Annotated in this window: 14 protein-coding genes; 9 read left to right on the top strand and 5 right to left on the bottom strand. The window is 71.3% G+C overall.

All coding sequences use genetic code 11. From position 1 onward, the window contains the following. Positions 1-57: 57 nt before the first annotated feature. Entirely contained in the window at positions 58-705 is a 648-nt protein-coding gene (locus tag I004_RS0107055; protein WP_028434900.1) for a hypothetical protein, read from the bottom strand. 240 nt (positions 706-945) lie between these two features. On the opposite strand from I004_RS0107055, the gene I004_RS0107050 reads away from it, so the two are divergent. The 3 genes from I004_RS0107050 (at position 946) to I004_RS0107040 (ending at position 3312) form a co-directional block, all read left to right on the top strand. Further along, entirely contained in the window at positions 946-2091 is a 1146-nt protein-coding gene (locus tag I004_RS0107050; protein WP_028434899.1) for a sialidase family protein, read from the top strand. Positions 2092-2173: 82 nt separating this feature from the next. Continuing rightward, a complete protein-coding gene (npdG, locus tag I004_RS0107045; protein WP_028434898.1) occupies positions 2174-2890 on the top strand; it encodes an NADPH-dependent F420 reductase in 717 nt (238 codons plus the stop codon). 200 nt (positions 2891-3090) lie between these two features. Beyond that, complete coding sequence (locus I004_RS0107040) at positions 3091-3312, top strand: hypothetical protein (RefSeq protein ID WP_028434897.1); 222 nt, start codon at positions 3091-3093, stop codon at positions 3310-3312. Here I004_RS0107040 and I004_RS0107035 read toward each other — a convergent pair. Both I004_RS0107035 and panB read right to left on the bottom strand, forming a co-directional pair. Then, positions 3296-4099: a site-2 protease family protein gene (locus I004_RS0107035; RefSeq protein ID WP_028434896.1), complete on the bottom strand. Its 804-nt coding sequence runs from the start codon at positions 4097-4099 to the stop codon at positions 3296-3298. The two genes, I004_RS0107040 and I004_RS0107035, sit on opposite strands and share 17 nt — an antisense overlap. A gap of 259 nt (positions 4100-4358) precedes the next feature. Further along, positions 4359-5225: a 3-methyl-2-oxobutanoate hydroxymethyltransferase gene (gene panB, locus I004_RS0107025; RefSeq protein WP_028434895.1), complete on the bottom strand. Its 867-nt coding sequence runs from the start codon at positions 5223-5225 to the stop codon at positions 4359-4361. Between the two features lie 198 nt (positions 5226-5423). Here panB and I004_RS0107020 point away from each other — a divergent pair, with 198 nt between their 5' ends. The 6 genes from I004_RS0107020 to I004_RS0106995 all read left to right on the top strand — a co-directional run bounded on the left by I004_RS0107020 (position 5424) and on the right by I004_RS0106995 (position 11797). Next, complete coding sequence (locus I004_RS0107020; protein WP_028434894.1) at positions 5424-7019, top strand: MFS transporter; 1596 nt, start codon at positions 5424-5426, stop codon at positions 7017-7019. 162 nt (positions 7020-7181) lie between these two features. Continuing rightward, on the top strand, positions 7182-7802 hold the full coding sequence (locus I004_RS0107015; protein WP_028434893.1) for a TetR/AcrR family transcriptional regulator: 621 nt from the start codon (positions 7182-7184) through the stop codon (positions 7800-7802). Between the two features lie 295 nt (positions 7803-8097). Next, positions 8098-9138: an endonuclease/exonuclease/phosphatase family protein gene (locus I004_RS0107010; protein WP_028434892.1), complete on the top strand. Its 1041-nt coding sequence runs from the start codon at positions 8098-8100 to the stop codon at positions 9136-9138. A gap of 327 nt (positions 9139-9465) precedes the next feature. Beyond that, positions 9466-10689: an MFS transporter gene (locus I004_RS32680; RefSeq protein ID WP_051344804.1), complete on the top strand. Its 1224-nt coding sequence runs from the start codon at positions 9466-9468 to the stop codon at positions 10687-10689. Positions 10690-10943: 254 nt separating this feature from the next. Then, positions 10944-11381 carry a PaaI family thioesterase gene (locus I004_RS0107000; protein ID WP_028434891.1) on the top strand — a complete coding sequence of 146 codons (438 nt, stop codon included), beginning with the start codon at positions 10944-10946 and terminating at the stop codon, positions 11379-11381. Then, positions 11378-11797 carry an NUDIX hydrolase gene (locus tag I004_RS0106995; RefSeq protein WP_486579824.1) on the top strand — a complete coding sequence of 140 codons (420 nt, stop codon included), beginning with the start codon at positions 11378-11380 and terminating at the stop codon, positions 11795-11797. Before I004_RS0107000 ends, I004_RS0106995 begins: the two co-directional genes overlap by 4 nt. A gap of 53 nt (positions 11798-11850) precedes the next feature. Here I004_RS0106995 and I004_RS0106990 read toward each other — a convergent pair whose 3' ends face one another. Next, positions 11851-12165: a hypothetical protein gene (locus tag I004_RS0106990; RefSeq protein ID WP_028434889.1), complete on the bottom strand. Its 315-nt coding sequence runs from the start codon at positions 12163-12165 to the stop codon at positions 11851-11853. Positions 12166-12274: 109 nt separating this feature from the next. Further along, the gene (locus I004_RS32675; RefSeq protein WP_078510953.1) at positions 12275-14140 is read right to left on the bottom strand and encodes an NAD+ synthase; all 1866 of its coding nucleotides are present in this window, start codon (positions 14138-14140) and stop codon (positions 12275-12277) included. Between the last annotated feature and the right edge of the window lie 144 nt (positions 14141-14284).

Raw genomic sequence — 14284 nt, 5'->3', positions numbered from 1 at the left:
GGCCCGGCCCTCGGCCGCTGCCGCCGTACCGCTGTCACATCCTCGTGGAAACCGCTCTCACCAGCGGGTCGGCGGCGGGGCGGAGAGCTGTTCCGCGATGCGCGAGAGGCGGTCGCGGAACGTGGGGCGCGAGCCGGCCGCGGGGAGGCCCGGCGCGCCGCTCGGGCCGCGCCGCCCCTGGAAGGTCTCCCCGGCCGCCGCGCTCACCAGATGCTGGACCATTTCGAGATCGACCTCGGCCGCGTCGGCGCTCAGCGCGTCGTGCGCGATGCCCTGAAGCTCGGCCGGGCCGCCCGCGCCGCCACCCTCGTCCAGCGCCAGCACCGTGGCACCCGCCCGTCGTGCGTCGTGCACGCGTTCCAGCAGCTCCGGCCCCGGATCGCCCGGGGACACCACCAGGACCGTCTCCCTGCGGCCCGCCGCCTCGATCCGGCCCAGCCCGGCGGAGAGATGCGCGGGAGCGGCGGGCGGTACGCGGTGCCGTACGAGCGTCGGGGACAGCTCGGGCTGCCCGGACCAGGCGGCCTCGTCGTCCAGGTGCGCCGCCAGGTGCCACGGTTCGTACGTCTCGGTGCCGACCAGCAGCAGACCGCCGCGGTGCGGCGTGACGGACGTACGCAGCGACCCGGCGAACCGGCGCGCGGACCGCACCCATTCCGTTCCCGCAAGCGCTTCCCGCAGATGTGAGACTCGTACTGCATCCATTGCCCGGCATGATGCCTCAACAGCCCTTGCGGGACGGGCGATTCGGCTGTGGTCACCCGTACGGATGTGACTGGGGGCACCGCCCAGGCCGCCGGAGGCTCTGGGGGAGAGGGAGGATGCGCCCTCCCGTGACACGGGCACGGATGTTCATCTCCCGTTTCATTGACGCTCTGTTGTCGTCTGCTTACTTTCGGGCATCAGTCGACTCCGTTCCCGAGCCCGGAAGTTGGGAGCCGCACCATGCCGTACGAGACCTCCGTGCCCTTCAGTGCGGGAAGCGATGGCTACGCGAGCTTCCGCATCCCCGCGTGCGTCCGCGCGCCCGACGGCTCACTGCTCGCCTTCGCCGAGGGCCGGGTCGACTCCGCGAGCGATGCCGGTCACATCGACATCGTCGTGCGCCGGTCCGACGACGGCGGCCGGAGCTGGGGCGAGTTGCGCGTCGCCGCCTCGCACGCGTCGGGCACCGCGGGAAATCCGTCGCCCATCGTGATCCCCGCCGGTGAGGGCGAGGGGGAGGACGTCACCGGCGGAAGCATCGTCCTGGTGTACGTGACCAACGGCGCCGACGCGACGGAGAGCCGTATCCGGCGCGGAGAGGTCTCGTACAAGGACAGCCGCCGAGTGTGGGTGAAGGAGAGCAAGGACTCAGGCGTGACGTGGCCCGAGGGCCGGGAGATCACCGCGTCGGCCAAGCTGCACGAATGGCGCTGGTACGCGACGACACCGGGGCATGCCCTGCGGTTGGAGCGCGGTGAGTACGAGGGCCGTCTCGTCGTGCCCGCCAACCACTCGCTGCCCCCGGAGGGCGACGACGACGGCACCGAAGCCCGCTACAACGGCGGCCACGACGTGATCAGCGACGACGGCGGCCGGACCTGGCACATCGGATACATCGACGACAATCCGGACGGCTGGGTCAACGTCAACGAGACGACAGCCGCCGAACTCCCCGACGGCCGCCTCTACTTCAACACCCGCACCGAAGCGATCGCGCCCGAGCACCGCGCCGACGCCCGCTCCGAGGACGGCGGCGAGGGACTTCTGGCCCCGTTCGAGCCGCAGCCCCAGCTCACGGCGCCCGTGGTCGAGGCGAGCGTGCTGCAGCTGAACGACCCTGACGTGCTGGTCTTCTCGGCGCCGGGCGACCCCGAGGAGAGGCGGGGGATGATGCTGCGCGCGTCCACGGACGGCGGCGTGAACTGGCGGGCGGTGCACACCGTGGACGACCGGCCCGCCGCCTACTCGGATCTCGTGCGCATCGACGACCACACCCTCGGCCTGCTGTACGAGACGGGGGACGAAAGCCCTTACGCGACGGTGACGTTCAGGCGGATACCGGTCTCGGAACTGGCGGAGGAGGCCCCGGCGCCGGAGGCACGGTAGAGCTCCGTGCACTCCCAGACGTGATCACCTTCACGGCTGGGACTGAGGCGCGGCCGGTGGGCCGGGTGGCAGGATCCTGCACATGACTTCCTCCGCATCTGCGTCCGCGTCCTCATCACCCGCGCCCCGGAAGGACCCGTGGGACCTGCCCGACGTCTCAGGCCTCACCGTCGGTGTCCTCGGCGGCACCGGCGACCAGGGCCGGGGTCTGGCGTACCGGCTGGCGAGGGCGGGCCAGCGGGTCGTCATCGGATCGCGTGCCGCGGAGCGGGCCGAACAGGCCGCGCAGGAGCTGGGCCAGGGCGTGGAGGGCGCGGAGAACGCGGAGTGCGCGCGCCGTTCGGACGTGGTGATCGTCGCCGTGCCGTGGGACGGGCACGCCAGGACGCTGGAGGCGCTCCGCGAGGAGCTGCGCGGCAAGCTCGTCGTGGACTGCGTGAACCCGCTCGGCTTCGACAAGAAGGGCGCCTACGCGATCCGGCCCGAAGAGGGCAGCGCCGCACAGCAGGCCGAGGCGCTGTTGCCGGAGTCCCGGGTCACCGCCGCCTTCCACCACCTCTCCGCGGTGCTGCTCTCGGACCCTGCCGTCGAGAAGATCGACACCGATGTGATGGTGCTGGGCGAGGACCGGGAGGACTGCGCGGTCGTGCAGGCGCTCGCCGGGCGCATCCCGGGTATGCGGGGCGTCTTCTCGGGACGGCTGCGCAACGCGCACCAGGTGGAGTCGCTCGTGGCCAACCTGGTCTCGGTCAACCGTCGCTACAAGGTGCACGCGGGCATCCGGCTCACCGACCTGTGAGCCGTGGCGGGGCCGGGCGGCGCCCGCAGACCGCCGTGGGCGATGGGGGAGAATGGGCGAGGCGGTCCGGTCCGCACGGCGCGAGGACCGCTCGCGTCTCGCCCTCCGGCGAGGCACCGTGATCGCTTGCCGGGCCCGGGCCGCGAGCCGCCCGTCCCGTACCGCCGTCCCCGCCGCACCGTCCGACTGGAGCCGCCCGCATGTCCGCCCCCGCCGCCTCCCTCCGCTCGCCGCGGGGGATCGCCCTCTACGCCACCGTTCTGTGCGTCCTCGCCGTGATCGCGGCGGTGATCTCGTTCGTCAAGGGCAGTTGGCTGGGCGTCGTATGGGTGCTGCTCGCGGGGCTGGCCTCCAACATGGCCTGGTACTACGGGCGCAAGGCCCGGCGCACGGCCGCCGCCGCGCCTACGGCTGCGGAGTGACCGAGAGTTCGGGCTCACCCTGCCAGAAGCGGAAGAAGTCGTAGCCGTAACTCACGTCCAGCTCCGTGACGTTGAGCACGCCCATGACGTGGCCTATCGCGTCCCAGAAGACGCCGTTGACGGCCGGGACCCACAGGAAGCCGAAGACCACCAGGAGTCCGAAGGGGGCGAAGGGCTCCGCCTGCCGGCGCGCCGCGGGTGAGAGCCACGGCTCCAGCACTCCGTAGCCGTCCAGGCCGGGCACGGGCAGCAGATTGAGGATGGCCGCCGTCACCTGGAGCATCGCGAGGAACGCGAGGGCGTAGCGGAACGCGAACGGTACGTCCGCCATCGCGTCCAGCCAGAACGGAGCCGTGAGCACCGCTGCGAAGAGGGCGTTCGTCGCGGGCCCGGCGGCGGAGATGAGGCTGTGCCGCCAGCGGCCGCGGATGCGGCCGCGTTCGATGTAGACGGCGCCGCCCGGCAGCCCGATGCCGCCGAGGACGACGAAGGCGACGGGTAGCACGATGCTCAGCAGGGCGTGCGTGTACTTGAGCGGGTTGAGTGTGAGATAGCCCTTCGCCGCGACCGAGGTGTCGCCGCTGCGCAGCGCCGTATGGGCGTGTGCGTATTCGTGCAGGCACAGCGAGACGACCCAGCCCGACACGACGAAGAAGAAGACCGCCACACCGGTCACCTCGGCCAGCCCGGACCAGACCGCCCAGCCGGAGACGGCCATGATCGCGGCGAGCCCGAGAAAGACCGGGCTGATGCGGTGGTGATCGGGGTGGGTGGAGGCGCTGGTCATGGAGTCAGACCGTACCCGGAGCGTGAAGGGCCCGGCCAACGGTCCGGCGCCTTGGGGGACTTCGTCCCGATCACAACCGATCAGTCCTGGAATGTCTCCGCGGTGCGCCGTACCGCGGGGACGTCGTCGCCGCTCGCGCCGGCCCGCCGCGCGCCCGTGCCGAAGGCTGCGGTCATGCCTGTGAGCAGGGCCGTCCGGCGCGCGAACGCCCGAACGGCCCCGGCTCATGGACGATGCCCGTGGTCCGGCGAACCACCGGTCAGGCGAAGCTGTGCCGCTCCTCGGGGAAGTCGCCCGCGATCACGTCCTGCGCGAACTCCTTCGCCGCGTCGCCCAGCGTCCGGCGCAGCTGTGCGTACTGCTTGACGAAGCTCGGCACGCGGCCCGCCGTCATCCCCGCCATGTCCGTCCACACCAGCACCTGGGCGTCGGTGTCCGCTCCGGCGCCGATGCCGATGGTCGGCACGTGCAGCGAGCGTGTGACCTCGGCGGCTAGCTCGGCCGGCACGGCCTCCAGCACGACCGCGAACGCCCCTGCGTCCTGCACCGACTTGGCGTCCCGCAGCAGCTGCTGGGCGGCCTCCTCGCCGCGGCCCTGCACCCGGTAACCCATCGCGTGCACGGACTGCGGGGTGAGGCCGACATGGGCCATGACCGGGATGCCGGACTGCACCATCAGCTCGATCTGGTGAGCAGAGCGCTCGCCGCCCTCGAGCTTCACGGCACCGGCTCCCGCCTCCTTCACGAGCCGGGTGGCGCTGCGCAGCGCCTGTACGGGGCCTTCCTGGTACGTGCCGAAGGGGAGGTCGGCGACGACCAGGGCCCGCTTGGTGCCCCTTACGACCGCGGCGGTGAGCATGGTCATCTCGTCCAGAGTGACCGGGACCGTGGTCTCGTAGCCGAGGTGGCAGTTGCCCATGGAGTCGCCGACGAGCAGGACGGGGATGCCCGCCTCGTCGAAGACCGAGGCCGTCATCGCGTCGTAGGCGGTGAGCATGGGCCATCGCTCACCGCGCTCCTTCGCGGAGCCCAGGTCGCGGACGGTGACACGGCGATTGCGGACGCCGCCGTAGAGAGCTGCGGGCTGCTTCTTGGAGGGCCCGTCCTGTTTCTGCGCATCAGGCATGGCTGAACGCTCCTGTTGTGTTCGTCGTCTCGAGGCGCCCTGACGGCGTCCCCGGATACGTCCCCAGTGGCTTCGCATGGGGAGACCCCTCCATGCTGGCACGCACCGTCGGCCGAAGGAAGAGAAGGAAAGCGGACGGGCCGCCCCTGGTATCCGATACGAGACGGACTCGTATCGGAATGCGCTAGAGTACCGGCCATGAGTTCCCCCGTGCCCCCGAACGTGCACCGCCGACGCTGGGTGATCCTCGGCGTGCTGATGCTGAGCCTGCTGATAGTCGTCCTGGACAACTCGATCCTCAACGTGGCGATGAAGACCATCGCCCAGCCCGCGCCGACCGGACTCGGCGCGAGCCAGAGCGAGTTGGAGTGGGCGATCAACTCCTACACCCTCGTCTTCGCCGGGCTCCTCTTCACCGCGGGCCTGCTGGGGGACCGGCTGGGGCGTCGGCGTGTGCTCCTCTTCGGCCTCGTCGTCTTCGGAGTGGGTTCCGTCTTCGCCGCCATGGCCACCTCGCCGGAGCAACTCATCACGTTCCGGGCCGTGATGGGCTTCGGCGGGGCGTTCGTCATGCCCTCGACGCTGGCCATCCTCATGAACGTCTTCGAGCGCGACGAGCAGCCCAAGGCCATCGGCATCTGGGCGGGCGGCGTCGGACTCGGCATAGCCATCGGCCCGATCACGGGCGGCGCGCTGCTGGAGCACTACTGGTGGGGCTCGGTCTTCCTCGTCAACGTGCCGATCGTCCTCGTGGCCCTCGCGGCCATGGTGCTGCTCGTCCCCGACTCACGCGACCCGAAGCCGGGACGGCTGGACCCCCTCGGCGTACTGCTGTCCATCGCAGGTCTCGTGCTGCTGGTCTACGGGATCATCAAGGGAGGCCAGCTCGCCGACTTCACCGACCCCGAGGTGCTCTTGACCATGGGCGGGGGAGTGGCCGTCCTCGTCGTCTTCGTGCTCCACGAGCGGCGCAGCGACCACCCGGCCATCGACGTCAACTACTTCAGGAACCCGGCGTTCTCCGCGGCCGTCGCCGCCATCGCGCTCGTCTTCTTCGCGCTGATGGGCGTGACGTTCTTCGCGGTCTTCTACATGCAGAGCGTGCGCGGCTTCTCGGCGCTCGAGGCGGGGCTGCTGATGATGCCGCTCGCCCTCGCTCAGCTGATCTTCGCGCCGCGTGCGCGACTGGTCGTCGACCGCTTCGGCGCGAAGCTGGTCTGTGCGAGCGGGATGGTGCTGGTCGGGGCGGGCATGGCGGCGTTCCTGCTCTTCGGCCGTACGACCCCGATCTGGGCGCTGGAGGTCGTCTTCTTCCTGCAGGGCACGGCGATGGCGCACATCATGCCGCCCGCCACGGTCTCGATCATGCAGTCGCTGCCGCGCGAGAAGGCTGGCTCGGGGTCGGCCGTCAACAACACGTTCCGGCAGGTCGGCGGCGCCATGGGTGTGGCCGTGCTCGGTTCGCTTCTCTCGGCGCGCTACCGGGAGGGCATCGAGGGCCGGCTGGCGCAGCTGCCGCTGCCGGAGAGCGCGCGGCACGCCGCCGCGGAATCGATCGAGGGGACACTCGCCGTGGCGTCCCGACTGGGGCCCGCCGGGCGGGAGTTGGTGGATCCGGCCAAGAACGCCTTCATCGACGCGATGCACGTGACCGTGCTCGGCTCGGCGGCCGTGGCACTGCTGGGCGCGCTGGTGGTGGCCCTCTGGCTCCCCGGCAAGCCGCGTGCGGGCAAGGGCGCCTCCGAACCCCCCGAGCAGGAGGAGACCAAGACGCCGGTCGGCGCCGGACGTTGACCGGAATTCGAGTGATGGTCAAGCGGTCGGAGGGCCGGGCCGTGACAGAATCGGGCGGTCCGGCCGGCAGGTGAGAAGCGGCCTTCGGGCAGCGTCCGTCGACTCAGCGCGCGACCCGCGACGGAAGCCCTCGACGGAAGCCCGTGAAGAAGGAGCGCCACGATGAACCCGACGCCGCCGGCGGCCGGCGCCGCGCCCGCGCGGCGCGGCCGCCCCCGGAGCGAGGCGGCGGAGCGCGCGATCATCGAGGGAGTGCTCCGCCTGCTGGAGGAGGGCACGTCCATCGACGCCATCTCCATCGAGGGCGTCGCACGGGTCGCGGGCGTCGGCAAGGCGACCGTCTACCGGCGCTGGCCCGGCGGCAAGGACGAGCTGCTGCTGGCCGTCGTGGACGCGCTGGAGGAGCCCCCGGCCGAGCCGCGCGGTGATTCCATGCGGGACGACCTCGTCACGCTCCTGGAGTGGTACAGGCGCGTGGGGATGGCCAAGCGTCAGTCCGCCGTCCTGCGCACCATGACGAGCCACGTCAAGAGCCACCCGAAGCTGTGGCAGCAGTACCACGACAGCGTCATCAAGGCCCGCCGAGAGACCCTTCACGGTGTACTGCGGCGCGGCGTCGCGTCCGGCGAACTGCGCGACGACATCGACCTCGGGCTGCTCGGCGAGCTCTTCACCGGGCCGATGCTCACCCGCACGGTCCTCCACGAGGGCAAGGACCTCCCGGACGGGCTGGCCGAGCAGATCGTCGACTCCGTGCTGGACGGCGTGCGCCCCGGCCGGTGAGGCGGCGGCCCCGAGGCCCCCCGTTCCACGGACGGGGGCCGCTCCCCGGCAAGCGGTGTGCCCTCCCCGGTACACGCCTCCTCCGCGGCCGTGTGCGTGATCCGTCACAGAACCCCGCGCGGTGGCTCATGGCAGGAACCTCACCTGGCCGGGTGTTCGTCCTGAACGTCACATGGGGATCCACCGAGCCACTCCTGCGGGACGGGTGGTCGTGTTGGACATTCGTCGGAAGGGAACTCCCGGTTCCGCATCACCTATCGTTCGACAAGCAACGGCAAGCGAGTGAGGACAGCGGATGGCGCGCGCGTACATGGCGGAGGCCTCGAAGACTTCTGGCGAGCGGTACGGGGCCGGATCCCGCACCCGCCGGTACGGGAGTCGTGCGCCCCGGGTGTTCGCCGGCTGGGGCGGACCGGGAGCCTGGCGCCGCGGCTGGTTCCTCGCCGTGCTCGCGCTGCTGCTGGGGCTCGCTCTCTTCCTGCACTCCGAGGTGCCCAACACCATCGGCAACCTGGGCTCGCTGTGGGAGACCTTCCTTCCCTGGGGCGGCGCTCTCGTGCCCGTACTGGCGCTGGTGGCACTGCTGCGCCGGTCCCTGATCGCGCTCGTGGCGCTGCTGCTGCCGGCCCTCGTGTGGCTGAACCTCTTCGGCGGTCAGTTCACGAGCAAGTCCGGCACGGGCGGCGACCTGACCGTCGTCACTCACAACGTCAACGCGGGCAACCCCGACCCGGCGCGCACGGCACGTGAACTCTCCGGCTCCGGGGCCGACATCGTCGCGCTGGAGGAGGTCGCGGGAGCGCAGGCCAGGCAGTACGACAAGGGAATGGCGGGTGCGTACCGCTATCACAAGCGCGTCGGCACGGTCGGCGTGTGGAGCAAGTACCCGATGCGGGACGCGCGGACCGTCGACATCAAGATGGGCTGGCCCCGTGCGATGCGCGCGACCGTCGCCACGCCCAAGGGCGACGTCGCCGTGTACGCGGCCCATCTCCCGTCCGTGCGGCTGCAGTTCGCCTCCGGCTTCACGGCCGGGCAGCGGGACGACAGCGCCGAGGCGCTCGGCAGGGCCATAGCGCAGGACCGTACGGGCAGGGCGGTGCTGCTCGGAGACCTCAACGGGACGATGAACGACCGTGCCCTCGCGCCCGTCACGTCCCAGATGCGCTCGACGCAGGGCGCGGCGGGAGACGGCCCCGGCTTCAGCTGGCCGGCGTCGTTCCCGACGACGCGGATCGACCAGATCATGGTGAAGGGACTGGAGCCGGTCTCCTCATGGTCCCTGCCCACCACCGGCAGCGATCACCTGCCGGTGGCGGCCTCCGTCGACTTCTGACACACGGTGGGGTGGCGCTCTTCACACGCCCCCGCACACAGCACACGGCACCGGGCGCACAGCGCCGGTCAACGGGCCGCCAGGACAGCAGATCCTGGCGGCCCGTGGTGTGAATCACGCCTGTTCCGGCGGGTTGTTGCCGTCCTGAAACACAGATGGCGGCCGTGGCGGCATGACGTCTGAGAGACTTTGTTCAGTGTGAGAACATAAGAAGCTGTGCCAGTGCGGCAGGCGCCGTACGCACTCTCGGCGCGCACGCCGAGCGCACACACATCCCATGAACTTCCTGACGCCTTGCTCCACCCTGCCCTGAAAGGTTTTCCGCCCATGCCTCTGGCCTTGCTCGCGCTTGCGATCAGCGCCTTCGGAATTGGCACGACCGAGTTCGTGATGATGGGGCTCCTCCCCAACGTCGCGGATGACATGGGGACTTCCGTGCCCACCGCCGGCTACCTCGTCTCCGCCTACGCCATCGGCGTCGTCATAGGCGCACCCCTGCTCACCGCCGTCGGTGCCCGCGTCCCGCGCAAGCGGATGTTGGTGCTGCTCATGGGCCTGTTCACCGTCGGCAACCTCGCCTCCGCGCTGGCGCCCGGCTACGGCGCGCTCCTCGCCGGGCGTGTGCTCGCGGGGCTGCCGCACGGCGCCTTCTTCGGCGTCGGCGCTGTCGTCGCCGCCCGTCTCGTGACGGAGGACCGGCGGGCACGCGCCGTCGCGACGATGTTCCTGGGGCTGACAGTCGCCAACATCGTCGGCGTACCGGCCGGCACCGCGATCGGTCAGGCGCTCGGCTGGCGGGCGACGTTCCTCGTCGTCAGCGCCATCGGCCTGCTCGCCATGGTCAGCCTCGCCGCGCTCGTACCGCACCTGCCCTTGGAGCACCAGCGGGGCGTGGGGCACGAGGTCCGTGCGCTCGGCCACCGTCAGGTCGTACTCGGGCTGCTCACCGCGGTCTTCGGCTTCGGCGGAGTCTTCGCGGTCTACAGCTACCTCGCCTCGATCATGACGGAGGTCACGGGACTCGCCGACTCCTCCATGATGATCGTGCTCGCGCTCTTCGGCATCGGCATGACGCTGGGTGCCCTGGTCGCGGGTCCGCTCACCGACCGCGCCCTGCGGCCCACCCTCTACGGAGGGCTGGGCGCGCTCGCCGCCGCGATGCTCGTCTTCCACGCGGTCGTCGACATCAAGTGGGCCGCGATGACGATGGTCGTGGTTCTCGGCGGGCTCGGCTTCATGACGACCACGCCGCTGCAGATGCTGATCATGCAGAACGCCCGGCACGCGCCGACGCTGGCCTCCGCCGGCAACCAGTCCGCGTTCAACCTGGCCAACGCGGGCGGCGCTTGGCTCGGCGGCGTCGCCATCGCCGCTGGATGGGGCTGGCGTTCGCCCATGCTCGTGGGCGTGGTGCTGGCGCTGGCCGGCCTCGGCATAGCCGTGCTGGCGGGCGTGCTGGACCGCGGCACAACCGTGTCGCGCTCGCGGATCGTCGCCCGCGGCGTGCCCGGCCTGCGCAGGGCGCGGGCCGCGGAGAGCGTCTCCGGGTGAGCTGCCGGGGCGGCGGCGCTGCACCGCCCGCCGCCGCCCCTCCCGATACGGGTCCGCGCTCAGGCGCGGGCCCGCTTCGTCGGTCACCCTCGGAGGACCTGCGGGTCCGGCACGGCGGCCCTCGTCGAACAGTCCCTGCGGCGCGACGTCCGCACTGCCCAGCGTCGAGGAGCGGGACATCGTCGCCGCCCGAACCGGACAACGCGAGGAGCGCTTCCGGGAGGTTGTCGGTGCCGGGGAGTTCAATGCCGGGCATGGAGACCAACGGACAGCGGCAGGGATTCTTCTGGGACATGCTGGCGGGACGGATCGCATGGCCGCCCTCGGCAAGGACGCTGGGCTGGGAGCTGATCGACGTGGATCCCGAACAGGGGCGGATCGAGGTGGCGTTCGAGGCGGGCGAGCAGTTCACGAACCCCGGTGGCACCGTCCAGGGCGGGTTCATCGCCGCGATGCTCGACGACACGATGGGGCCGGCACTCGGCGCGACACTGGACTCGAAGGTGCTGGCCCCGACCCTCGACCTGCACGTCCAGTACCTGCGGCCCGCCCGGCCGGGACGCTTCGTGGGGCGGGGGCGCGTCGTCCAGCGCGGCAACGAAGTGTGCTTCCTCGCCGGCGAACTGCTCGGTGCCGACGGCAAGACGGTGGCTGTCGCCACGGCGACCGCCCGCATCCGGAGCGTCCCGTGAGCGGTGCTCCCGTGCCCGAAGAGGAGCGCCCCGCCGTCGCGGCCGCCGTCGTCGTCCACGAGGGCATGGTCCTGATGGTGCGGCGACGGGCCCAAGAGGGCGCGCTCGTCTGGCAGTTCCCCGCCGGTGAGATCGAGCAGGGGGAGCAGCCTTCGGAGGCAGCCGTGCGGGAGACCCGTGAGGAGACCGGCCTGACCGTGAGGGCCGTCGGACACCTCGGTGAGCGGGTGCACCCGTACACGCGGCGGCTCATCTCTTACACGGCGTGCGAGGTCGTGCACGGAACCGCTTCCGTGGCCGACCCCGATGAGCTGGCGGAGCTCGCGTGGTGCGGCCGTTCCGGGCTCGCGGAGTACGTGCCCCACCCCCTTCACGAGCCCGTCCGGACGTATCTCGGCAGAGCACTGGCCCCGTGACGCGCCCCGGGGCGGGAGGAGGTCCGGTCCTCGCATGGCGCTTGGCGGCAAGGTCACCCCGTCCGAAACCCGCCGTGGGGCTCGTCGACGGCGGGACGGGCGCGGACTTCCTGAGGCTCCGCGATGCCGACGCCCTCGGTGCCGACCCGCTCGGTGCCTCTGTGCGCTCCGTCGAGAGATGCGCGGGGGCCTTCGCGCGGCCCGGCGCGCCGGAACAGGTCCTGGACCATCCGCCGGGCCGGGTGAGGGGCAGGCAGGCCCTCGCTGTACGGACCGTGGACAGCACCGTCCATAGGTGGGCCCTCGCGCGGGCAGTCGGGACCGACGACTCCCTCGACGCCGGTCTGGCCGTCTGGCTCGACGGTCATCTCGACGACATCTACGCCGGGTTGGCGGTGTTCCCGCCGACCGCTCCGGCGAGACCTCCCGCCACTTCTTCGCCGCGCCGGACGGTGAGCCCGGGTCCGGGGCCTCCCGTCAGGTCCGGCTGCTGCACCGATGGGAAGAGAAACCTGAGCCGGGACCTGGCGGACGGCTGGAATGCCGGTGCGGCCCCGGGCGCGCGGCCGACCTCTCAGCCCGCCGTCCCTCCGCCGTCTCGCGCCAGCGGTTGGTGATGGGCAGCCGGCGGTCCTTGCCGAAGCCCTTGGCGGAGATCTTCGTGCCCGGGGGGTACTGGCGGCGCTTGTACTCGGCGGCGTCCGTCATGCGCAGCACCCGGCCGACGACCTCCGGGTCGAAGCCGCGCGCGATGATCCCCTCGCGGCCCACGTCGCCGTCCACGTACAGCTTCAGGATGCGGTCCAGGACGTCGTAGTCGGGGAGGGAGTCGGTGTCGACCTGGCCGGGGCGCAGTTCGGCGCTCGGCGGCTTGACGATGCTGTTCTCCGGGATGGGTGGTGTCTCGCCGCGATCGGCCGCCGCGCGGTTGCGCCACTTCGCCAGGCGGAAGACGTTCGTCTTGTAGACGTCCTTGATCGGCCCGTAGGCGCCGACGGAGTCGCCGTAGAGCGTCGAATAACCGCATGCCAGCTCGGACTTGTTGCCCGGCGCTAGGACGATGTGGCCCTCCTGGTTGGAGATGCCCATCAGCGTGACGCCGCGCAGCCGCGACTGGAGGTTCTCCTCGGCGACGCCGGTCAGCTCCAGGTTCTTCATGAAGGCGTCGAACATCGGGCCGATCGGCACCGTGCGGTAGTTCATGCCGGTACGCCGGGCCATCTCGGCCGCGTCGTGCTTGGAGTGCTCCGAGGAGTAACGCGAGGGCATCGAGACGGCGTTCACGTTCTCGGGCCCGAGGGCGTCGCAGGCGATCGCGGCGCAGAGCGCGGAGTCGATGCCGCCGGAGAGGCCGAGTACCACGGAGCGGAAGCCGTTCTTGGCCGCGTAGGCGCGCAGGCCCACGACGAGCGCCGTGTAGATCTCCTCGTCGTCCTCCATGCGCGGTGTCTCGCTGCCCGTGGCGTCCGGCTCGTACGGGGGCAGCGGGTCGCCGGAGAGGACGACGTGCTCGACGGCCAGTCCGTCGTCGACCGTGCCGGAGGGCGGTTCGTCCGCCGCGGCCGGCAGGTCCAGGTCCAGCACGACACAGCACTCCTCGAACTGCGGGGCGCGCGCGACGACTTCACCGCCGGAGCCCACGACGATCGAGTCACCGTCGAAGACGAGCTCGTCCTGACCGCCCGTCATCGCGAGGTACGCCGTGGTGCAGCCGGCCTCCTGGGCGCGCCTGCGCACCAGTTCCAGGCGGGTGTCGTCCTTGTCGCGCTCGTACGGGGAGGCGTTGACGGAGAGCAGCAGCCCGGCCCCCGCGGAACGGGCGGCGGGCACCCTGCCGCCGTTCTGCCACAGGTCCTCGCAGATCGCGAGCGCGACGTCGACCCCGTGTACGCGGACGACGGGCAGGGTCTGGCCGGGCACGAAGTAGCGGAACTCGTCGAAGACGCCGTAGTTGGGCAGGTGGTGCTTGGCGAAGGCCAGCGCCACCTCGCCCCTGTGCAGCACGGCCGCGGCGTTCTGCGGTGCGCCCGCGGGGCTGCCCAGCGTCGCCTGCACGTGCTCGGCGCGGTCGAGATAGCCCACGACGACGGGCACTTCGCCCAGGTCCTCGTCGGCCAGCCGACGCGCGAGCGTGCGGAGCGCGGCGCGGCTGGCGTCGACGAACGAGCCGCGCAGCGCCAGGTCCTCCACGGGGTACCCGGTCAGCATCATCTCGGGGAACGCCACGAGGTGCGCCCCCTGCGCGGCCGAGTGGCGGGCCCACCGCAGGACCGCGTCGGCGTTGCCGTCGAGGTCGCCGACGGTCGAGTCGATCTGGTTCAGTGCGAGACGTAGGTGAGGCACGAACCCCACTGTAATCGTCTCTCTGACGCAATGCGGAGGGCCGTACGCTACCGGTGGTCACGGCGCTGCGCCTGCGGTTACGGGCACTATGTGCCACGGTCCGTCACGGGGTGTTCACGCAAGCTTCACAACTGTATCCAGCCT

It is taken from the genome of Streptomyces sp. TAA486 (assembly GCF_000426165.1).
The sequence above is the reverse complement of the archived record's forward strand: the minus strand, read 5'-3'. Positions and strand labels throughout refer to the sequence as shown.